The organism is Shewanella frigidimarina (assembly GCF_003797125.1).
GTDB classification, from domain to species: domain Bacteria; phylum Pseudomonadota; class Gammaproteobacteria; order Enterobacterales; family Shewanellaceae; genus Shewanella; species Shewanella frigidimarina.
This window is the reverse complement of record NZ_RKKE01000003.1, coordinates 190,513-212,374: the sequence shown is the minus strand read 5'-3', so window position 1 is coordinate 212,374 and position 21,862 is coordinate 190,513. Positions and strand designations below refer to the sequence as shown.

General features: G+C 40.1%; 13 protein-coding genes. 8 read left to right on the top strand and 5 right to left on the bottom strand.

Annotated elements, in window-relative coordinates; translation table 11 throughout:
- Positions 1–64: 64 nt before the first annotated feature.
- The 3 genes from EGC86_RS10455 to EGC86_RS10445 form a co-directional block, all read right to left on the bottom strand.
- On the bottom strand, positions 65–1,051 hold the full coding sequence (locus tag EGC86_RS10455; protein WP_245423138.1) for an alpha/beta fold hydrolase: 987 nt from the start codon (positions 1,049–1,051) through the stop codon (positions 65–67).
- 25 nt (positions 1,052–1,076) lie between these two features.
- The gene (locus EGC86_RS10450) at positions 1,077–1,739 is read right to left on the bottom strand and encodes a nitroreductase (RefSeq protein ID WP_123777494.1); all 663 of its coding nucleotides are present in this window, start codon (positions 1,737–1,739) and stop codon (positions 1,077–1,079) included.
- 141 nt (positions 1,740–1,880) lie between these two features.
- The gene (locus EGC86_RS10445; protein WP_123777493.1) at positions 1,881–4,331 is read right to left on the bottom strand and encodes a TonB-dependent receptor; all 2,451 of its coding nucleotides are present in this window, start codon (positions 4,329–4,331) and stop codon (positions 1,881–1,883) included.
- Between the two features lie 576 nt (positions 4,332–4,907).
- Between EGC86_RS10445 and EGC86_RS10440 the strand changes: the two genes are divergently transcribed.
- Together EGC86_RS10440 and EGC86_RS10435 are read left to right on the top strand one after the other, a co-directional pair.
- On the top strand, positions 4,908–6,704 hold the full coding sequence (locus tag EGC86_RS10440; protein WP_123777492.1) for an acyl-CoA dehydrogenase C-terminal domain-containing protein: 1,797 nt from the start codon (positions 4,908–4,910) through the stop codon (positions 6,702–6,704).
- A gap of 270 nt (positions 6,705–6,974) precedes the next feature.
- Positions 6,975–8,714 carry a DUF885 domain-containing protein gene (locus tag EGC86_RS10435; RefSeq protein WP_123777491.1) on the top strand — a complete coding sequence of 580 codons (1,740 nt, stop codon included), beginning with the start codon at positions 6,975–6,977 and terminating at the stop codon, positions 8,712–8,714.
- Positions 8,715–8,841: 127 nt separating this feature from the next.
- Here EGC86_RS10435 and EGC86_RS10430 read toward each other — a convergent pair whose 3' ends face one another.
- Positions 8,842–9,450 carry a flavin reductase family protein gene (locus EGC86_RS10430; RefSeq protein WP_123777490.1) on the bottom strand — a complete coding sequence of 203 codons (609 nt, stop codon included), beginning with the start codon at positions 9,448–9,450 and terminating at the stop codon, positions 8,842–8,844.
- Positions 9,451–10,005: 555 nt separating this feature from the next.
- Here EGC86_RS10430 and EGC86_RS10425 point away from each other — a divergent pair.
- Both EGC86_RS10425 and EGC86_RS10420 read left to right on the top strand, forming a co-directional pair.
- Positions 10,006–10,293, top strand: a complete 288-nt coding sequence (locus tag EGC86_RS10425; RefSeq protein WP_011637496.1) for a sll1863 family stress response protein — start codon at positions 10,006–10,008, stop codon at positions 10,291–10,293.
- A 792-nt stretch (positions 10,294–11,085) separates the two neighbouring features.
- Complete coding sequence (locus EGC86_RS10420) at positions 11,086–11,556, top strand: hypothetical protein (RefSeq protein WP_011637495.1); 471 nt, start codon at positions 11,086–11,088, stop codon at positions 11,554–11,556.
- Between the two features lie 132 nt (positions 11,557–11,688).
- On the opposite strand, the gene EGC86_RS10415 is transcribed toward EGC86_RS10420, so the two are convergent.
- Complete coding sequence (locus EGC86_RS10415) at positions 11,689–11,901, bottom strand: hypothetical protein (protein WP_011637494.1); 213 nt, start codon at positions 11,899–11,901, stop codon at positions 11,689–11,691.
- 1,238 nt (positions 11,902–13,139) lie between these two features.
- Between EGC86_RS10415 and EGC86_RS10410 the strand changes: the two genes are divergently transcribed.
- From EGC86_RS10410 to putA, 4 genes are all read left to right on the top strand, one after another.
- Positions 13,140–14,297 carry an iron-containing alcohol dehydrogenase gene (locus tag EGC86_RS10410; RefSeq protein ID WP_123777489.1) on the top strand — a complete coding sequence of 386 codons (1,158 nt, stop codon included), beginning with the start codon at positions 13,140–13,142 and terminating at the stop codon, positions 14,295–14,297.
- A gap of 256 nt (positions 14,298–14,553) precedes the next feature.
- Positions 14,554–15,936: an NAD-dependent succinate-semialdehyde dehydrogenase gene (locus EGC86_RS10405; protein ID WP_123777488.1), complete on the top strand. Its 1,383-nt coding sequence runs from the start codon at positions 14,554–14,556 to the stop codon at positions 15,934–15,936.
- A gap of 737 nt (positions 15,937–16,673) precedes the next feature.
- Positions 16,674–17,132 carry a hypothetical protein gene (locus EGC86_RS10400; protein WP_101088299.1) on the top strand — a complete coding sequence of 153 codons (459 nt, stop codon included), beginning with the start codon at positions 16,674–16,676 and terminating at the stop codon, positions 17,130–17,132.
- 514 nt (positions 17,133–17,646) lie between these two features.
- Positions 17,647–21,480, top strand: a complete 3,834-nt coding sequence (gene putA / locus EGC86_RS10395; protein WP_123777487.1) for a bifunctional proline dehydrogenase/L-glutamate gamma-semialdehyde dehydrogenase PutA — start codon at positions 17,647–17,649, stop codon at positions 21,478–21,480.
- Positions 21,481–21,862: the final 382 nt, after the last annotated feature.

Genomic DNA, 21,862 nt, shown 5'->3' with positions numbered 1-21,862 from the left:
AAGATTATGATTAACGGTTTGACTTTAAGTGTATGTTTATAAGCATACTTTTATAAGCATATGTTTATGAATGCAAATCGTTTATGAAATTATTAATGGCGACATTCACTTCGTCTGGCCTTTCATGTTGTAGCCAATGACTGGTGTCTTGAAAACGTTTTATGATGCAGTTAGGCACATAATGATGGATGTCATCGAGATTCTCATTAACGAAGGCAAGGTCTTGTTCGCCCCATAAAATCAATGTTGGAACATTAATTCGTATATTGGGTACTTTAAGCTGCGATGCTTGTTTAACTGGACTCGATTTAGTTGTGCCATCCTGAGTAGCTGATGTGTCTAGAGATGATGCAGCTGTTGCCTTGCTACGTTGATTATCTGTGTCATTTTCCGCCAGTTGTGGCATAGCGCGATAATATTGCAACATGCCATTTATTGCACCTTGTTGACCCCAAACTTGTTTATAACGTGCTTTTACATCGGCGGTAAACACGCCTGGGTTTGTACTCACCATGATGTCTTCACTTAAATAGCGATAATCATCTTGCGTTAATAGTGACTCACCCGACACGCTAATTAGCTGATGAATATAAGCACTTTTTTTGCGTTGTAGTGGATTGTTCATCATCTCGCGAGTGAAAGTACTTGGGTGGGCAGCATTAACAATTATCAGCTTACTGATTAACTGAGCATGAAACGCCGCTAATGGAAAGGCGATAGCGCCGCCCCAATCATGTGCGACTAAAATAACAGGCTGAGTAGGGCTAATTGCAGCAATAAACTTGGCCATAAAGCCGATAAGATTGTGTACAGCATAAAAACTAACATCGTCGGGTTTGTCGCTTAAGTTGTATCCCGGTAAGTCAGGTGCGATCACACGATAATGTGGTGAAAAAAAATTCAGTTGGGCTGACCATGTTCCCCAGTATTCAGGAAATCCATGTAGAAAAATAATTGTCGATTTTAATGTCGTTTCATCAGTGGATTGTTCAGATTCAACGTAATGAATATTGACGTTATCCACTAAAATATTTTTATGCTCTAGCTTCATATTCAATCTCATTAGTCATGACTGGTTAATCGAAAAATGCCACTGCGTTTTCAATGGGTTCACGATCGGTACGGGTATTGTTTACCGCTGCACTGTCGTCAGCGTAACCAAATGACATCCCAAATAAAATACCACGCTCGGCTGGGAGATTTAGTATTTCTCGTACTGGGTCGGGGAATTGTCCTAATGCACCTTGCATACAATTAGATATGCCATGATCTGCCATAATTAATGACAAGGTTTGAGCATAAATGCCTAAATCAACAGCGCCCATAATGTCTAAGTATTTATCCATAGTGAAAAACACCGCATGTGGCGCATCAAAAAATTGCCAGTTGCGTACCATCGCCATTTGGCGGGCTTTTTTATCTTCACGTGCGACACCAATTGAACTGTATAAGGCATTTGCTGAGCCAAATTGGCGGTCACGATGTACACCTTGATATTGCGGTAACCAGTTAAAATCAGGATTAGGTGAAGCACCGCTCATGAGAGTTTGCATAAATTTTTGCTTTAATGTGTCTTTTGTCTGCCCCGAAACCACACAGGTTTGCCATGGTTGTACGTTGCAATTTGAAGGTGAAAGTTGCGCATGCGCAAAAATCAAATCCAAGGTTTCCTTGGCAACCGGTTTGTCGAGAAAGGCGCGTGCTGAGTAACGGTTTTTTAATATTGATTCTATAGACATATAGGACACTCTTATTGTTTTATTGATAGTGAGTTTATACCGTTATTGGCGATATAAATCAGTTGCTTAATCTTGATGTTAATAAAAAAGTCTGCAGAGGCAATAAAGCGGTATTACCGTCACAGCAGACTGTTTAGCTAGCTAAAATTGGTACGAAATATTGGCTCCAAAGGTACGCGGTTGATTTGGATAACCATTAAAGCTGCCCGCTTGAATTGGAGGTGGGAATGCTGACAACAGATACTCATCATTGGTTAAGTTTCGCACCCAAAGTTGTAAACTAACGCCATTATCAAACGCTAGTCCTGTACTTGCGTTAAAGGTGTTTACCTCGCGAGATAATAATTCAGGGGTATTTTCAGCCAGTTTAGTATCACTCTCGAAAAGGTAATCGGTACGAATGTAACCATCTGCACCGTTAAACACTTCAAAGTTATACACGATACCAGCAGTGATACTCACTTCATGGATACCGGCAGGTTTTTCACCAGATAAATCAACTGGACCGTCTAAACCCGATGCGCCAACAAATGAGTCGTATACAGGGTCAAGGAAGGTACCCGCTAAGGTAAATGACCAATCATCAGTGAGGTTATAGTTAGAGTCGAACTCAAGACCTTGAGTACTTTGTTTACCCGCATTGGCAAGTACATAGCCTGTGCCAATGAAAATAGATGATTGAAACCCTTCAATGGTTTGATCAAATATCGTTGCGCTAAATGATCCATGTTCGAATTGGGTTTTAATACCCAACTCATACACCATCGCTTCTTCGGGAGAGGCATATCGGCCACCATAAACCTGATTGGGAAGTGCTATGCCTGCTGTTTCTAATGCTGATTGATCTGATACGAAAGGACTTGAATAGCGCGATAAATTCCAAGATGTGGCTTTAAAACCTGTAGCTGCAGTAGCGAAAATATTGACATTGTCGGTGATCTCGTACGATAAGCGCAGCGACCACGTGGTTTTACTGTCATCAGACTTATTGTTTTCTACAGCATTAGGCAATCCCAGCATTGGCGGTAAAAACTGTAAACTTTCAATAACCGGTACAGCAGGTGCAAGCTGAGGAATACTGCCAATCGGCACACCATATAATGTTGGCACTGTGGCTAAATCAAGCGCTGAAAGTACATCGGAATGTTGTTGGCTAATGTTGATTTCTTTTTGATCGTTGGTGTAACTCACACCAAATATCGCGGTAAAATCGTCGTTGATATGGTAATCAAAGCTGGCAAAGATCGAGTAAGCATCATTTTCTTGTTCAAACTCAGAACTTACGGCCGAATCACCTGAGAAAAATGTACCTGGATCTAAGCCATAAGCACCTTCTACTCCGGCTAATAAACCTGGAGCGCCACCAGCAGCCATCAATACATCAAAGTAATTTCTAATGTCGTTACCATAATATAAGGTATCGCCAGTGGTGACCTCTTCATGAAAAACGAAGGCGCCAAACATCCATTCTAGCTGACGATCTCCGGTAGACGTTAAACGAAACTCTTGAGTAATCGTTTCGATATCGGTGTAACCGCCTTCATTTAAAATATCGAGAGAGGTGTAATCGACATCATTCATAAAATCAGAATCATTGGTGCGAAGTGCACTAATGGATGTAAATGAATAACCATCAAAATCAACATCAAGTTGCAGTGATACACCACTGTCTTTTACGTTATTGTCTGGATCAGAGTTAAGGGTAGATTGATAAGCAAATGATCCGGTTTCATCAAGGTCCATACCACCGAGCGCACGAACTGCAGCGGTAGTAGGGCCATTAATTGAGTTTTCGACAGAACAACAGGCTTCTTCAATTTTGCTATAGTCTGCAATTAAGCGAAGTTTTACATCTTCAGTTGGTTCGTACAGTGCCTGACCTCGAATATTCCAACGGTCACGGTCGTTAATATCATCTAATCCCACCACACTTTCAGTAAAACCATCACGGGTGTTTACACCACCAGAAACACTGAATGCCAAATTATCCGTTATACCATTGGTGTAATAACCTTTAATTTCTTTTTGGTTGAAATTGCCTACGCCAACTTCAATCTTGCCTTCTTGATAATAAGCCGGTTCTCGAGTGGTAACGCTAATGACTCCAGCGGAAGCATTTTTACCAAATAAAGTACTTTGCGGGCCACTTAAGACTTCAATTTGCTGCAGCCTTGGTAAATCACCTATTTGAGAGGCCGCTCGAGAGCGATACACACCATCGATAAATACCCCAACAGAAGGCTCAATACCCGTATTGTTAGTGCCATTACCAAAGCCACGAATAGAGAAGTTAGTGTTAGTAGAACGTTGCAATGGGGTGACGCGTAGCGTCGGAACGAGGGTTTGTAAATCTGTTATGTCCATTACTTTAGCTTGTTCTATTGCTTTGCTACTTACTACCGTAATGGCAACAGGTGATTCCTGTAATCCTTTGGCACGTTTAGATGCCGTTACGACGATTCTTTCTATATCGTCTGCACTTTTTTGTGGTTTTGGTTTTTCATCTTCAGCATTTGCAGCTGAACTCATTACTCCCATAATCGCAAATGCGAGTAAAGAATGCTTAAAATATGTTGATTTATTATTATTCATTTATTTCCCCAGACGATGACTAATCGTTATTAAACAAGCTTGCCAATACATTGATTTACAAAAGATATGTATGACGCTTAAGCGTTCTTATTTGTAACCTGTAAATATATAGCGTTGTAAAATTAGCGTTATTCAATAACATCAAGGGGGGATCAATCAGCTTCATATTCAATACCAAAAACATGTCCTGAAAATACGTCATTACCACTTATAGTGAACAATTAACCGCCAAATCATGCTAGGGGGTGTTTTATAATTAAACAAATCAATTATTTTAATACGCTACTATTCATATAAAGAATAATGCATTAATCAATAGCGCACTCTTACTGTTTTGAAGCATGCACAGGATGAATAATTGCTTAAAGAAGTGTGAATTTTATGACGTAGTGATTGATATCAGTCGAATAATGGTCGTAAACTATAATTCAAACGAATGTATACATATTATTAATATGCATTTGGATAATACTTACAGTTAACTTAGCATCAGTAGTACAAACATTATTGGTATGAAAGGTTTCATCCAAATAATCACTAACTAGATATCGATTGATAATGACATGGAGAGTAACAATGCCTGAATATAAAGCCCCCATTCGTGACGTAAAATTTGTTATGCAAGAGCTGTTAGATTGTGAAGGGCACTATCAGCGTTTGGGTTACCAAGATGCCAGTATCGACATGGTTGATGCCATTATTGCTGAAGCGGCAAAATTAACTGAACAAGTTGTTGCACCATTAAATCAAATTGGCGATCAACAAGGTTGTACCTGGAAAGACGGCGTTGTAACCACACCAGACGGATTTAAAGAGGCGTATGCGCAATATGTAGAAGGCGGCTGGCCAACGTTATCTCAGTCTGAAGAGTTTGGTGGCCAAGGTTTACCTCATTCATTAAATATCAGTATTGCTGAGTTGTTTTCCAGCGCGAACCACAGCTTTGCTATGTACCCAGGCCTTAGCCATGGCGCATTAGCCACAATTGAAGCCCACGGTACAGATGCTCAAAAACAGCAGTTTATGCCAAGCCTAGTAGAAGGTAAGTGGACTGGCACAATGTGTTTAACAGAGCCACATTGTGGTACTGACTTAGGCATGTTGCGCACCAAAGCTGAACTGCAAGCTGACGGCACTTATTCATTGAGTGGCACTAAAATCTTTATTTCAGCTGGCGAGCATGATCTGTCTGACAACATTGTGCATATTGTTATTGCCCGTATTCCTGGTGCGCCAGAAGGCAACAAAGGTATCTCGCTATTTATCGTACCTAAGTTCAACGTTAATGAAGATGGCACAATTTCAGATAGAAACGGCGTGAGTTGTGGTTCTATTGAACACAAAATGGGCATTAATGGTAACGCTACCTGTGTGATTAATTTTGATGGTGCAACTGGGCATTTGATTGGTGAACCTAATCGCGGCCTTAAGTGCATGTTTACCTTTATGAATGCTGCACGTATTGGTGTGGCAAGTGAAGGTGTTGCAGCTGCTGAAGCGTCATTCCAGGGGGCATTAGCCTACGCAAAAGATCGCCTACAAATGCGTTCAATTAGTGGTGTTAAAAACCCTAATGGCCCAGCAGACCCAATCATTGTTCATCCAGATGTGCGTAGAATGCTATTGACCCAAAAGTCGATTGCTGAAGGTGGCCGAGCGTTAATTTCGTATCTTGCCCAGCTAGTGGATATTGGCCATGCAGAAAAAGACGAAGCCATTAAAGCTGATGCTGAAACTAAGCTAGCCTTACTAACACCGATTGCTAAAGCATTTTTATCCGAGCTTGGTTTTGAATGTACCAGCCACGGAGTACAAATATTCGGTGGCCACGGCTTTATTAAAGAGTGGGGCATGGAACAGTTAATGCGCGACACCAAGATTAGCTGCTTATATGAAGGTACTACCGGTATTCAAGCACTTGATTTATTGGCAAGAAAAATCATCGGCACTAACGGTGAAGTATTAAAGCCATTTTCGAAAGACGTTACCGTGTTCTGCCAGCAAAACATGGACAACCCAGCGATGGCTGAGTTTATTAAACCGATTATGTCTTATGCCAAAGAGTGGCATGAACTGACCGTGTTAATTGGTGGCAAGGCGATGAAGAACCCGGATGAAATCGGCGGGGCGTCTGTGGATTACTTGATGTATGCCGGTTACGTAACACTCGCTTTCTTCTGGGCAAAAATGGCTAAAGTGGCACAAGACAAATTGGCTGCAGGCACCACTGAAACAGCGTTTTATGAAGCTAAAATAAAAACAGCCCAGTTCTTTATGCAGCGTATGTTACCAAGAGCCAAAGGCCATGCGGCATGTATTGCCAATGGTGTTGATTCAATGATGGCACTTGATAGCGAAGACTTTGCGTTTTAAATGAGCAATCATCTAATCCGCTAAAATCGATTATATTCTCGATAGAACAAGCCGCAGCGTCAATCGCTGCGGTTTTTTATTGGGAGCGATTTAGCGATATGTCGACATGTTCATACTGAGGGTTTTTATCATCATGACGTTAACTAAAATGGCTTTATCCATAATGGCTGATGATCACTATTCGTTACAGATTAGTTAATTCTGTGCCCATCACTTTAGTGGTCTATTCGGTTATAGTAATGACTTCATAATAAAAAAAGGATTAAACCGATGTCAGGCAAAATACTCACGTCTGTGATTCCACTACTTGTTCTTATTCCGTTCACATCATCAGCGGATTCCTGGGTTGATGTCAGTAATGCATACACCAATAAACAAATCAAAATCACTAGCCAATTCCAACCGGAAATGGCGAGCTCGATTGGTATAACAGAGGCTGACGGTCAGTGCAGTAGCATTACTAAGGCACAACAAGATAAGTATATTCGCACGCTAGAAGCCAGTAAAAAGACCTTACTACAAGCGCTTAAGACAGAAAAGTCATTGCCTGTTCGTCAAGATCTCAACATTATTATCAATAATATTGATCAGACTATTGCCTCTGGTAAGTTAGAAGACAAATACATGCTGCCTTGGGTAGATGTGCCGTTAATTGTCTTTAGAGGTGTTTCAGCATTATTAGATGATCAAATGTCTGATACGCGTAAACAAGCGGCTAATACTCGTTTAGCGTGTTATGTCGGTAAAACGGGTCAACCTGCATTAACTGAACAAGCCAAAACCTTATATGAAGCTGCATTAGCCAATAAAAAGTTAATGGGGCCAACAAAAGAAGAAGTTAACCAAGCGCTGGCAAGAACCGATACCTTATTGCAAGGTTTGCAGCAGTTGTTTGAGAAAAATGAATTCATAAAAGCCGATGAGAATCTGTCGTTACTAAAACAGCAAATTGCTGATTACCGCCAGTGGGCAGAAAAAACTGTAATTCCGACTAGCCGAGATGACTTTCGTTTACCTTCAGAGATTTATGCTTTAAAACTCAAAACGGTTGGCATTGATATCGAACCTGAGCTGTTGATTGAACGTGCTAAAGCCAGTTACATGATTACCAAGGCGAATATGCAGGCGTTAGCCCCCTTGGTGGCACAAAAATTTAATATGCCATCAAGTGATTATCGCGATGTGATTAAAACACTGAAAAAAGACTCTTTAGCCAACGATAAAATTGAAGATCATTACAGAGCTATTAATAAGAAACTTGAAGGATTAATCACTCAGCAAAATGTGGTGAATTTACCTAAACGCGACATGATTATGCGATTGGCGAGTGAAGCAGAAGCGGCGGGCAGCCCAGCACCTCATATGCTGCCACCACCGTTTATTGGTAACACAGGTGAACAAGGCCAATTTGTACTAACAACAGGTAACCCGGCATTAACCGGTGACGCTGCTTATGATGACTTTAATTTTAATGCCGTTGCTTATACATTAAGTGCCCACGAAGGCAGACCCGGTCATGAATTACAATTTGCGGTCATGTTAGAGCAGGGCGTGTCATTGGCCCGAGTGTATTATGCTTTTAACAGTGTCAACGTTGAAGGTTGGGCACTGTACGCCGAGGCAGAAATGTTGCCGTATTTACCTATAGAAGCACAGCTTATAGCGCTTCAACACCGATTATTACGTAATGCCCGCGCGATGTTAGACCCGATGTTAAACCTAGGTCTAACAACAAAAGAAAACGCCTATACATTGTTACGCAATGACGTGGTGTTTTCAGAAGCGGCAGTGAAACAAGAAGTAGATCGATACACTATGAGAATGCCTGGGCAGGCTGGTAGTTACTTTTATGGCTTATCACGATTATTAGAGATCCGAGCCGATGTAGAAATTGCCCTCGGTGATAAATTTGACCGCTTAGCGTTTAATAACTTTGTGTTAGAGCAAGGGTTAATTCCACCAAACCTAATGGCTGAAGCCGTTAAAGAACGCTTTTTAACTAAAAAGTAAAATACGTTGATATTGATAAAATCCCATTTAGTTAAATGGGATTTTATCAAATACGACTCGTATTCTGGCTATTTTATGTAGCCGCATCGCTATAAATGACCTTAAACACTAGAAAATTATGTCACAGCTATTTTTTAGCATAAGGCAAACGAGCCAGTTTATCGCCTGTGTAGTAACAATCGAGCCCGCTAATCGCTACCGTATCAATGGCTTGTAAATCTATAAAACCATCCGTTTGCACCGCATTATCGTCTACATACACATCTACTATTTCACCAATAACAAACTCAGTACCATTGATAGCTAAATGTTGATGCTCTACTAGTTTAACTGAATATTTTAGGCGGCTTTCTTTTACAAAAGGGGCGCTAAAGTCTGATAGATATTCAGGCGTTAATCCCGTTGCTTCAAACTCTGATTCATCTTTATCATAACGAGCAGAAGTTTGATGAGCTTGCTCATAAATGGATTGATTGACGTGATTAATGGTATACAAGCCGGTTTGCAAAATATTTTCAAAGGTATGACGTGGCACACTATTAGGCCGGATTATCATACCCATTAGGGGGGGATTTGCACCGAGATGAATGACCGAGCTCACAATAGATAAATTAGTATTACCTTGTCGATCTTGTGTGCCGATGAGATTGGCGCTTTTAAATCCAGACAACGAATTAATAAAATGTGCGCGAGTACGAGTTTCAAGTGCGTTTATGTGCTCTTTAGAAAAATGCATTAAATGTCCTTAACACTTAGTAGTGCAACCTTATCAACCAAATTCGTAGGTTCACCAACTAGATCTACATGTGGGATATTGCACGTAAATGTGTATTCTGTGGAATCTAGACCATAAATCATTTCATCTGATTACGTTTTTGCCTGTAAATAACTCATTGCTTTTGTGGTAGTTATCCATTGATATTAAATAGTAAAATCAATCGCATCATGATGTCTATAGTTAAAGTATTGTTAATCTCAGTGTGTTACATCTTCTTTATTAAGATACGGCATATTGGTGAATTGCTTTCGTAAAAACGATCATGTAATTAATTTGATTAGTCTATAGTTAGTTTTTACGAGCAAAAGTTGCAAATAGATCCATTAAAATCTCTTCATAACGATATTACATGAACAAGGAATAATGAGGCATAAGTGAGTAATATGCCGCGTTGCGTGGTAACGTAAATTTATGCTGGTAAATAATCAAATATGCTTAGGCCCAGTGATTCAAATAAAGTAGGAAAACTTAAAGATTTATAATGTAACTCATTTATTTAAAAGGACAATCATTATGAGCAAGAAACAAGCATACGAAAAAAAATTGCAGGCGCAACTTGACGAGTGGAGCGCAGATATCGACAAACTGAAAGCAAAAGCTGACGCTGCAACTGCTGATAAACAGCTTGAATACTACAAAAAAATAGAGGAACTTCAGTCTATGCAGGACAATGCCAATAAAAAGCTTACTGAGCTTAAAAAGGCCGGGGACGATGCTTGGGAAGACATAAAAGTCGGTATTGATAGCGCATGGGATTCACTTGGCTCTGCATTTAAGTCTGCGACGTCAAGATTCAAATAAAATGCTAGATAATGGCTATTCGAGTTAAAAGTCATCCAACATTATGGCGACCAATCATTAATGTGTTTATACATTAAATGATACAAGCAAGTATTAAAATTGGTCGGCATAGCACCGATAAATAGAGACTTAAAGTAAGCTTATAATTACCGATTTGGCAGATAATTTGGTTTCTCCATTTGATTACCCTAAACAGGTTACCGTAGGCATTCACTCTCTAGCACTATAAATATTTCTACTACGCTTGAAGAAACCAGCGTAAGTGGCTTTCTCGATGCGGTCGAATTAATCGGCCATTAATACTCCCTAGTGTGTTACCCTTCAATTAGTAACAGCGTAGATAAGCGCTGTTGAGTGACTTCTTCAAGTTCCATTTATTTTCATTTAGTAGGCGAGTTTAATATTGATCATGTTCAGCTAAATTGATATTTAAAAACAAGATCAATACGGGTTGATGACAATCAACTTGTTAACTAAATAAAAATATTAACTTTATTTCGCTACTGCATCATTTTGGCGGTAGTGATATCGCATCACTTCATTGTGCCCCATTCAATTTTTTAAGACATTAACAGTCAAATTAACCCTCGCATGAGCTTCAAATGATGTTTTATCATCTGTTGCCATTATCGCTACCTTATCTACATTAACCTCTGGGGTGATAAGCCTGTGACAATCAAGAGTTGTTAAAAATAATCAGCATTACATTGAATGAAGACCAATACCTAATTGTGTGTACAACTTAATAGCTGAATGAGCGACGTTATTTTATAAAATATTAAAGGCAAAAATATGAAAAAACTGTTTAACAAAATTTTCGCTGGAGTTCATCTGTTCGCAGCTGTAATTCTTATCATATTATCCTTGATAATTATGCTGTGGTCTATTTATGAAGTCATTTCCGGCATTCAGTATGACTCTGGATTTATCCCATTAATGCTTCAATCTGTCGCAGCTATAATCATAGCCGCAGCCATTATTGATGTTGCACAATATATGATGGAAGAAGAGGTTTTTAAGGACAAAGAGCTTCGGGATCCCAAAGAGGCAAGACGAACAATCACAAAAATCATTGTCATTATTACCATAGCAGTCAGTATTGAAGGACTGGTTTTTATATTTAAAGCCGGAACGAAAGACCTTAGCCTTTTACTCTATCCAGCTTTACTTATTATGGTATCAGCGATTTTGATTGTTTCGCTTGGCGTATATCAAAAATTAAGCGCTACTATAGAAAAAAGAGAAGAGGAAAGTGAATTGTAACAGTATCAAAAATGATACTTAGTTATTACGGCTTATATGAACATTTTTCGCCGCTATATGCGGCGATTCTCTTAAGCGAAAAATGGTCATCTAAATAGAGGTGACATCAACACACTATATTCTTCTGTTTAGCTATTTTTCAGGGATATCTTCAAGTAATTTGATGATAGTACGATTATTGTTTAGATGGGCTAGGTCAAGTAGGTAGCTTTTCTCAAGCTCTTGCATCGGTTCATCTGCCAATAATTCCTTTACTAACTGCTCTTCATCATTTGCAATGGCCGTTTTCAAGGCTGCAAAAGTCGCGATACTGTGTTTATGTTGATCAGTATTGTTAGATCCCATTAGTTCGCTCCGTTAATTGTTCGATAGTTATGTTATAGCGGGTTACTCACACTAACAATATAACCGTGTATGTTGCAATCAAAGTGATAGTAAATTCATATCCAATCTGACCCGATGACATACTCAGCCGATTAAACGATTTGGTGTTAGTTACACACATTAAGTAAACCGTAGCGGGGTATTTTGAGCCTGCGCAATGAGTAGAAAGCGTTACAGAAAACGCCGCTTTTGCTATTGACCAAGTTTGGAGACATTTGCACTCTCTCTAGTCTATATCCTAGCAATATTATTGCTGGCGCGGGGGTTATGTTGGTCATTCCCATTATGTTTGTCTGCATAATTTTTCACATTGTGAACAATTCATACTGGTAAAAGTATCATTGTTAACATGCCACAGAGATGCCTACTACTTACTCTTACACGTCAGCTTACATTCATCAAAATAAGCTTGCACAACTTATGCAGTATTTAACCTGTTTATTTTCACGCACGTTAGGGCTTATTTAAAAACGTAGATGCTTTTCTATCTATGTATAAACTTCAGAGTTGTTACCAAGCGAATTTTATGTTGCTAATAACATACGTTGATTATTGTGAGTCCCTATCATCATGTCGATACTTAAACAAACCTTAATCCCAATGGTTAGTATTGTTAACCGTATGTACTCAATTACATATTTTTATTCTGAACTGTTTACAATTATTAATATTTATTGTCCTAATTGGAAAGACTATCATTGGTATGCTAGTGTAACTAAACAGTAAAATATGATTTTATTTATTTAAACACAGCACTAATGGTGATGGTGAACACCGTTTTTAATATGGTTAGCGTCATGCAGAAAATATATTAAATATTATATCTAAATATAAAATCCCTTAAATCACAGATAATAAAAAATTTTATATTTAAATCTCGTATTGACATATTCTAGTGGTTACTTTAGGTAATTCACTCGTTTAATTATAGTTGACCATTTAGGAAAAAATAACAGTGTAGATATCAAGTAAGTGGATATGATCAATGCATTTTATTCCATCTAGGCAATTGCCATGAACGGCAAAATAGCGATATTGGCAATGCTGTTGCTAAGTCTCTTTTTTATCGCCGGAGTTACAAGCTGTTGCAGTATATGTGTTCATCAGGTCTGCTTATACTCGAATACTAGACACAGAAAAATCGACGTATGTCAGCATAAACGTACGCCTTCACATTGAAACAGAAGGAAACATAGAATATGAACAACTTTGACTTTCACAACCCGACAAAAATTATCTTTGGTAAAGGCCGAATCGAAGACCTTAACGATCATATTCCAGTAGATGCAAAAGTATTGATTATCTATGGCGGTGGTAGCGCGGAACGAACCGGTGTATTAGAACAAGTTAGAACAGCACTTTCTGGTCGCACATTGGTCGAGTTTGGTGGCATAGAACCAAATCCTCGTTATGCCACGACCCTTAATGCCGTCAAAGTAATCGCTGATAACAACATCACCTTTTTGCTTGCCGTTGGTGGTGGATCTGTCATTGATGCGACTAAATTTATCGCGATGGCGTCACTTTATGCAGGTGATCCCTGGGAGATCCTTACTGCCGGCACTGCAAAAGTGACCGCGGCGATGCCGTTTGGAACTGTGCTTACATTGCCTGCAACAGGATCTGAAATGAACAATGGTGGGGTGATAACCTACCCTGAGAAGATAGCCAAGCTTCCTTTTAGAAGTCCACATTGCTACCCAATTTTTTCGGTCCTCGATCCTGAACTCACCTATACGCTGCCTGCGCGTCAGATTGCCAATGGCGCTGCAGATGCCTTTGTCCATATTATCGAGCAGTATCTGACTTACCCCAGTGGCGCACACGTGCAGGATGGTTTTGCCGAGTCTCTGCTACGCACCATTATTGAGCTTGGCCCTAAAGCGCTAGAGACACCAGAAGATTATGACATTCGTGCAAGTCTGATGTGGACAGCCACACTGGCTTTGAATGGATTAATCGGTGCCGGAGTGTCACAAGATTGGGCTTCTCACATGATCGGACATGAAATCACCGCGCTCAATGATACAGACCACGCCCGTACTCTTGCCGTCGTGTTACCGTCACTATTGAATGATCAGCGTGGTCACAAGCACGAAAAATTACTGCAATATGCTAGCAATGTTTGGGGGATCACCGAAGGCACAGATGCTGTGAGAATTGACGCAGCAATAGACGCTACACGTGCATTTTTCGAGCAATTAGGGATCAAGACTCGATTGAGCGACTACGGTATTGCCGCAGCAGAAATTGAACTTATCGTTAGCGCCTTGCAGGAACATGGCATGACAGCCCTTGGCGAACACAAAGACATCACCCCAACTGATGTCCGTCGCATTCTTGAAGCGTCACTTTAAAGGAGATTGAATATGACACAAACAAACTCGACGAAGGTTGGGCTAAAAATACTCTTGATGGACTCATTGGTCTTATGAACTGGGGAGGGACGTCGGCAAGCTAATGAGCTATGTTGCTAAAAAATAAAAGATAAATACAGTACCATCTTGATGGTACTGAGTTAGCTCTAAGGCGATAGCTTTTGCAAAACAAGACCGGGGGGCGGTTGTTAATACACGTCTCCTGTTGGTACATTACCCAAAAAAGGTAAATATTATGACATATGAAACACGCAATCCTTACACTGGTGATCTTCTGGTAACGTTCCCAGATGCAAGCGACTCAGAGGTAAAGCAAGCAATTGAAAATGCGCATGATGCTTTTTTACTTTGGAAAAATACTGGGTTTACTGAGCGTGCGCGCGTAATGCACGCCGCCTCCGAATTATTACGACGTGACATTGATTATTATGCCAATCTGCTCACCATTGAGATGGGTAAACTTATATCCGAAGCCAAAGCCGAAATAGCGTTGTCAGCAGATATCTTCGACTACTATGCAGATAACGCACAGACATTGCTGGCACCACAAAAGCTACCGGTTGCCGACGCTGATGCGGAAATTTTGTGTGAGCCGCTGGGTGTATTATTGGCGATTGAACCATGGAACTTTCCTTTCTATCAGGTTGTGCGTATTGCTGCACCGCAAATATCTGCTGGTAATACCTTGTTGCTCAAGCACGCTTCTAACGTTCCGCAGGCTGCTGCCGCATTCGAAAAATTAATGCTCGATGCTGGTTTGCCTCAAGGTGTGTTTAAGAATCTGTATGCTACACGGTCACAGATAGAAACTATCATTAACGATCCGCGTGTTCAGGGCGTAGCATTAACGGGGTCTGAAGGGGCTGGTGCAGTTGTTGCCGCACAGGCAGGCAAGGCTTTGAAGAAATCGACCCTTGAACTTGGCGGTGCTGATGCATTCGTTGTTTTAGCCGATGCAGATATGCAAAAAACGATTAACTGGGCTGTTCTAGGTCGACATTGGAATGGAGGTCAGGTTTGCGTGTCATCAAAACGAATGATCATTGTTGATGAGGTGTATGATCGGTTCCTCGAAGGTTATATCGGTAGTGTTGTAAATCTTAAAGCGGGCGATCCGTTTGAACCAAGCACAACGCTAGCACCACTGTCATCTAAGGCGGCAGCCGATGAAATCAAAGACAAGATTCGCCAGGCGGTTTCTTGCGGGGCTACAGCAACTGAGGTTGGGCCAATTGTTCCCGATTCAGGCAATTTCGTTCAGCCGACCATATTGACTGACGTTGCAGAAGATAATCCTGCACGCTATTGGGAATTTTTCGGTCCTGTTTCTATGCTGTTTCGCGCCAAGGATGAAGATGACGCGGTTCATATAGCCAATGATTCACCGTTCGGTTTGGGCGGTTCGGTATTTACTGCCAACCCAATCCATGGTGCAGAAGTTGCGAAGCGAATATCCACAGGTATGGTCTTTGTCAATCATCCAACAATGGCTAAGGCGGATTTACCATTCGGTGGCGTTAAACGTTCAGGTTACGGCCGCGAGCTAGTCGGTCTTGGCATCAAGGAATTTGTTAACCACAAACTTATCTCAATTGTCGACATCGACGCTCCGTTTTAGGAAAAATAGCCAATCCGATGTCTAGTTGGATTGGCTTATCCTGTAAGGGCATAAATCGTGAGTTGTTTAGTGAAATGTAAAAGTTAACATTTTTAATTATGTAGAAATATCAGACTAGTTAATTAATTATGCTAGATGATTGTTTCCGGGGATCGTTGTGTTCTTTAGATAACCTCCCAATAGAGCAAATGAAATCTTTTATTTGATAAGAAGATTTCTAACATGCTTGCTCTAATTGCTAATAACAATCGAGGCTGAGAATACATTCGCCATGTAATATCCTGCACTCAGCTTTCAGCCCCTTAGAAATGTCTTTGGTTATTATTGCCCTGCACGGTTTCAGAAAACGGTATAAGTCTCCTAATGTGCTTATTTCAAGTACTTCTAGATCGATAAACTCAACTTTGGGACCGTCATTACACCGTGTTGTCTTCAGCCACATGAGGCTAAAATTAATAAGTCATCATCGTATTTATCAATAATTCCGTCAGTGCGACAACGAACAGAGTGAAAAGTAAAATACACGTATTATGACTATCAATATCATGAGTTAAATCGTGGTTGCTAATTTTTAATTATGTAGTAAATACATAATTTTGCATAGACTAAATGAGTTAAAAGCGATTGTAATTTACGCCACAGATGGTGATATTTTTTTACCTTTTTTTATTTTTATGCTAGGCAGGCGATTCACTTTCCACCCAGAGTGACCTAAAAGCTTCAATTTTGAGGATAATATGCAAATAGAAACACTTCACGATGTTATGCAATGGACTAAAAACATGCACCAAGAACTGCATTATTTTGCAGCCAATTGTGCACAAAAAAGCGATAGTGTAAGAGTTGGTTTGCTGCTTAAGTACATTTCAGAGCACGAAAAAAAAATGGCGCAGGTAATGAAAAAGTTTGAAGACAATGGTAATAGCAGTGCACTCAACACGTATAGCCGGCATTACTACGAAAAATTCACTATTTCTATTCACACTGAAGGTGAGCATCCGTTTGAGAAGATGGATACGGATGAAATAGCAATTGTCACTCTTGAATATCACAAAAATATTGTCGGACTATTTGAGTATCTGCAAAAATGCAGCTGTGCACCTTCGGTGACTGAATTTCTTGACAATATATTGTCGGTTCAAGAGGCCGAGGGGCGATTACTGGCACGTAACATGAAACAAATTGACGATTTGTAGCATAAATGCCTCACAAACAAAAAGTCACATAGCGTCATACTGAGTGATTTAGTACTAGAAACTTCTCAGAATGCACTCCTGTGGTAAGCAGAGCCTTATTCATGACTAACTTTATGCGTTATTTTAGCCACCAAAATAACGTTAAAGTCGGTAACAACCGCCAATTCATATCAAGCCATATATAGATAATGCAACCTTTCAACAAATCTAGGCTGAATTTATGGGTTGTATTACCTCAACGTAGGTAACACTCCACTTAAACTCAGCGATATTGGCAAAACCAAACGATAGTTTATCAACGGCATATAGCCTGATAAGTTTCTGAAAGTATGAGTTAACGTTAAGAGTTGGAACCACTGTTAACCGTGTTTTATAGAAAGTACGCTAACGCACAGAGTCTAAAACTAAAGAGCAGTATAATTTACTCGTTAGTTATCAAACCTTAGGTATCACTTAGATATCAAATGTCTCCAGTCATTGCAAAATACAATTTATTCATGCTGAGGTGAAGCACATGCTTTTTAATAATTCGAACATTACGGACTCTCCTATTCGTCAAAAAATTCGCGAGTTCTATCGTATTGATGAAAGTGTTGCGGTAGAGCATATTTTACCGTTAGCAGACGTTAAAGATGAAGCTGCCAGCAGAGCGTGGGAAAAGGCACGTAAAATATCATTAAAAATACGTAGAGACGAATCAGGTAACGGTGCTGTAGATGCCCTACTGGCAGAATACACATTATCCAGTGAAGAAGGTGTGGTGTTGATGTGTTTGGCAGAGGCCTTATTACGTGTACCAGATAAGCACACTCAAGATGCCCTCATTAGCGACAAAATTTCTCAAGGTGAGTGGCGAAGTCATTTGGGCAGCAGTGATTCACTGTTTGTTAATGCCTCATCGTGGGGGTTATTAGTTACCGGCACTATGGTTGATTATGCTGATGAACGCGAAAAAGATAGTTTTGATTTATTGAAAAAGATTATTGGTCGTTTAGGTGAGCCTGTCATTCGTAAAGCAATGAACTATGCCATGCAAATTATGGGTGAGCAGTTTGTTATGGGCGAAACGATTCAAGCTGCAACAGAGCATGCTACCAAACAAGATCGGCAAGGCTTCGTATATTCTTACGATATGCTAGGTGAGGGTGCGCGCACCATGGGTGATGCTGATAAATATTTTAAAGCTTATCAAGTTGCCATAGATGCTATTGGCGCGGTTTCACTCGCGTCAGGTAAGAACGATCCTCGTAGAGTTCCTGGTATCTCAGTTAAGCTTTCTGCTATTCATCCTCGTTACGAATTTGCGCAAAGACAACGGGTAATGACTGAAGCTGTTCCCAAACTTAAAGCGCTTTGTTTGCAAGCTAAAAAATACAATATTGGTTTAACGGTTGATGCGGAAGAATCTGAGCGATTAGATTTGTCCCTTGATGTTATTGAGGCGGTATTTAGTGATGACGAATTAGCGGGTTGGAATGGCTTTTCGATGGCTCTGCAAGCTTATCAAAAACGGGCTATTTTTATCATTGATTGGTTACATGAGCTAACCATTCGTGTTGGCCGAAAAATGATGGTGCGTTTAGTTAAAGGTGCTTATTGGGATACTCAGATTAAAAACACTCAAAAAGGTGGCTATGAGCATTTTCCGGTATTCACTCGCAAGGCTTCCACTGATGTTTCTTACCTCGCCTGTGCAAAAAAATTATTAGAATATAGAGATACTCTCTATCCACAGTTTGCGACACATAATGCTTACACAGTGACGACTATTCTTGAACTGGCGGGCAATGACAAAACAAGTTTTGAATTTCAATGTTTATATGGCATGGGTGGTTCTTTATATGATCAAGTTGTTGCCAGTGAAAATGTTCAATGTCGCGTCTATGCACCGGTTGGTCCTCATAAAGAGCTACTAGCCTATTTAGTCCGTCGTTTGTTAGAAAATGGCGCTAATTCTTCTTTTGTTAATGCCATTATTGATGAGTCTCAACCGGTCGAATCTTTACTTGAAGACCCGGTTAAAAAAATGCATCGCTTAACAGACAAATATAACGGCCAGATTATCAAACCTATTGCCTTGTACCATGATGAAAATGGTGTTGGTCGAGATAATTCCAAGGGCTTAGATTTAACCGACATAAATATGGTAACCCCGCTAAAAACATCACTAGACAACTGGGTTAAAAATAACCAGTTTTCTGAAAGTGATACACCAGAGGGGGCTGTAGCCATTAGAAACCCAGCAAAACAAAGTGACATCATTGGTTTCCAGCGACATCATAGCAAAGATGACATGCTCGCGATGATCGATACGGCTCAAACTGCATTTGCCTCATGGTCACAAAAGCCAGTATCTGAACGCGCAACCTTATTATGCAGTATCGCCGATATTCTCGAACATCATAGGGACGAGCTCATTGCCTTATGCATCAAAGAAGCGGGAAAAACGACTCAAGATGGTATAGATGAAGTCAGAGAGGCTGTTGATTTTTGTCGATATTATGCACAACAAGCGATAGTACTTGCAGAAGATGATCGTTTAGAAGCCCGAGGGGTGGTGTTATGTATCAGCCCTTGGAACTTCCCGTTAGCGATATTTATAGGGCAAGTGACAGCTGCCATTTCTACTGGTAATACGGTGCTGGCAAAACCAGCCGAGCAAACAAGTTTAATTGCATTGCGCGCTATTGAACTAATGACGTCTGCTGGATTACCTCATGGCGTTGTACAAGCGGTTATTGCCAAGGGTAGTGAAGTGGGAAGTATTATTATTCCTAATGCACATATTCAAACGGTCATTTTTACGGGTTCGATTAAAACAGCGACTATTATTTCGCAAACTTTGGCTGATAGAGACGGCGCAAAAGTCCCTTTTATTGCTGAAACAGGCGGTCAAAACTGTATGATAGTTGACTCCACAGCTTTGCCTGAGCAAGTGATTGATGATGTTATTTCTTCAGGATTTCAGTCTGCAGGTCAGCGTTGTTCTGCGCTCAGGGTATTATTTTTGCAAGAAGATATTGCCGATACTGTTATTACAATGCTTAAAGGCGCATTAGCAGAATTGCATGTGGGTAATCCAGAAAAACTCAGCACTGATGTAGGTCCCGTCATTGATCAAAAAGCGCTAGATTCACTCAATGCTCACAGTGACTATATGAAAACTCATGGTCAATTATTGTACCAATGCGCGATATCGAACGAGACAAATGAAATAGCAGAAAACGAACATTTCTTTTTTGCGCCGCGACTTTATGAAATAGACAATATTAGTGTGCTCAAGCATGAAGTATTTGGTCCCTGTGTTCATATTATTCGTTTTAAAGGCGATGAAATAGAAAAAGTCATTGATGATATTAATGGCACCGGTTTCGGTTTAACGATGGGTATTCATACGCGGATTGAACAGCGAGCTTTTCATTTGGCGACACTATCGCGTGCAGGTAATGTATATGTAAATCGCAATATGATTGGCGCTATTGTGGGGGTGCAACCTTTTGGGGGGCGTGGTCTTTCAGGTACAGGGCCAAAAGCGGGTGGGCCATATTATTTAACACGTCTAGTGAAAGAGAAAGCCACTCCCGATGCCGATAAATTTAACTTATTACCATCGCAAGTTGATGCTTTAGTGAGCGATTCGAGATCGAAAGCAGAAGCAGAATTAATGATGGATAGGGCGGATATAGCAGAAAAAACCTGGCGCTTGACCGAGTTAGATCAGCGTATTTCTTTTGTGAGTCAAATGTTAGCCGAAATGGCTGATATCGATATTGTTGATGATTTAGCCGATGACTTAAATAGTACTTTGACAGTGGCTAATTCACAATTAGTGTGTGTTGAAAAACATCTGCAAAAGCCAACAACGCTTCCAGGTCCAACAGGTGAGTCTAATATACTCTATTTGGAAAATCGCGGTAATATCATCTGCTTTGCTGATGAAAATGTGACTTTTCACTTTTGGATACTCTCAATTGTAACGGCTTTGGCAACCGGAAATACCGTTATCTCGGTCGTTTCTGATTTATTTTATGATCAGGCGCTCGCCATTAGAGATAAGTTCGTTACAACAGGCGCAGATGAGAATGTTTTTCAAATTACCCGCTTATGTCATTTAACCACTTTGTTGGCGCATCCTGCGTTATCAGGAGTCGTTATTGATAGTCATTGCGGCCGAAAAAATTATATCAGTGACAGATTAGCCGAACGTCAAGGGGCAATTTTACCAATGATCAGTTCAGAATATTTTGATAATCTCATTCAACGTTTATTAACAGAAAAAGCCATTAGCATTGATACTACCGCATCTGGTGGTAACACGTCGCTGATGACTTTGGATGAAGAGAACTAACTATTTTTGAATGTTATTTTTAAACAAAAATTCAAAATATTTATAAATCATCAACTGAAAAGTTGATGATTTATTCTCCTAATGTTTAGGTTTATTTGTCACAACTGATAAAAGGGCTAATGAGTGACAACAGATAATACTTTCGGTGCGAACCTAACTTGATGGGGTTTATATTGTTTTTTACATTTCATTTTGGCAAAAAATTAAGCCTGATTAAATGAGTGAACGACTCAACCAACAGGATTAAGCGACTACCCAGCTAAGGTCTATTCGCAGTAGGTTACGGTGATGAATCTATTCTTATTGCGATTAATAAATCTTTATTCAATATCCCCATTCCTCATGTTAATCCACTAGGCATTATTGTTGGTTCGATATCGCA

What these genes read in the sequence shown, in the direction of transcription:
- EGC86_RS10455 (WP_245423138.1), bottom strand. Translation starts at nt 1,051, where the DNA reads ATGAAGCTAGAGCATAAAAATATTTTAGTGGATAACGTCAATATTCAT.
- EGC86_RS10450 (WP_123777494.1), bottom strand. Translation starts at nt 1,739, where the DNA reads ATGTCTATAGAATCAATATTAAAAAACCGTTACTCAGCACGCGCCTTT.
- EGC86_RS10445 (WP_123777493.1), bottom strand. Translation starts at nt 4,331, where the DNA reads ATGAATAATAATAAATCAACATATTTTAAGCATTCTTTACTCGCATTT.
- EGC86_RS10440 (WP_123777492.1), top strand. Translation starts at nt 4,908, where the DNA reads ATGCCTGAATATAAAGCCCCCATTCGTGACGTAAAATTTGTTATGCAA.
- EGC86_RS10435 (WP_123777491.1), top strand. Translation starts at nt 6,975, where the DNA reads ATGTCAGGCAAAATACTCACGTCTGTGATTCCACTACTTGTTCTTATT.
- EGC86_RS10430 (WP_123777490.1), bottom strand. Translation starts at nt 9,450, where the DNA reads ATGCATTTTTCTAAAGAGCACATAAACGCACTTGAAACTCGTACTCGC.
- EGC86_RS10425 (WP_011637496.1), top strand. Translation starts at nt 10,006, where the DNA reads ATGAGCAAGAAACAAGCATACGAAAAAAAATTGCAGGCGCAACTTGAC.
- EGC86_RS10420 (WP_011637495.1), top strand. Translation starts at nt 11,086, where the DNA reads ATGAAAAAACTGTTTAACAAAATTTTCGCTGGAGTTCATCTGTTCGCA.
- EGC86_RS10415 (WP_011637494.1), bottom strand. Translation starts at nt 11,901, where the DNA reads ATGGGATCTAACAATACTGATCAACATAAACACAGTATCGCGACTTTT.
- EGC86_RS10410 (WP_123777489.1), top strand. Translation starts at nt 13,140, where the DNA reads ATGAACAACTTTGACTTTCACAACCCGACAAAAATTATCTTTGGTAAA.
- EGC86_RS10405 (WP_123777488.1), top strand. Translation starts at nt 14,554, where the DNA reads ATGACATATGAAACACGCAATCCTTACACTGGTGATCTTCTGGTAACG.
- EGC86_RS10400 (WP_101088299.1), top strand. Translation starts at nt 16,674, where the DNA reads ATGCAAATAGAAACACTTCACGATGTTATGCAATGGACTAAAAACATG.
- putA (WP_123777487.1), top strand. Translation starts at nt 17,647, where the DNA reads ATGCTTTTTAATAATTCGAACATTACGGACTCTCCTATTCGTCAAAAA.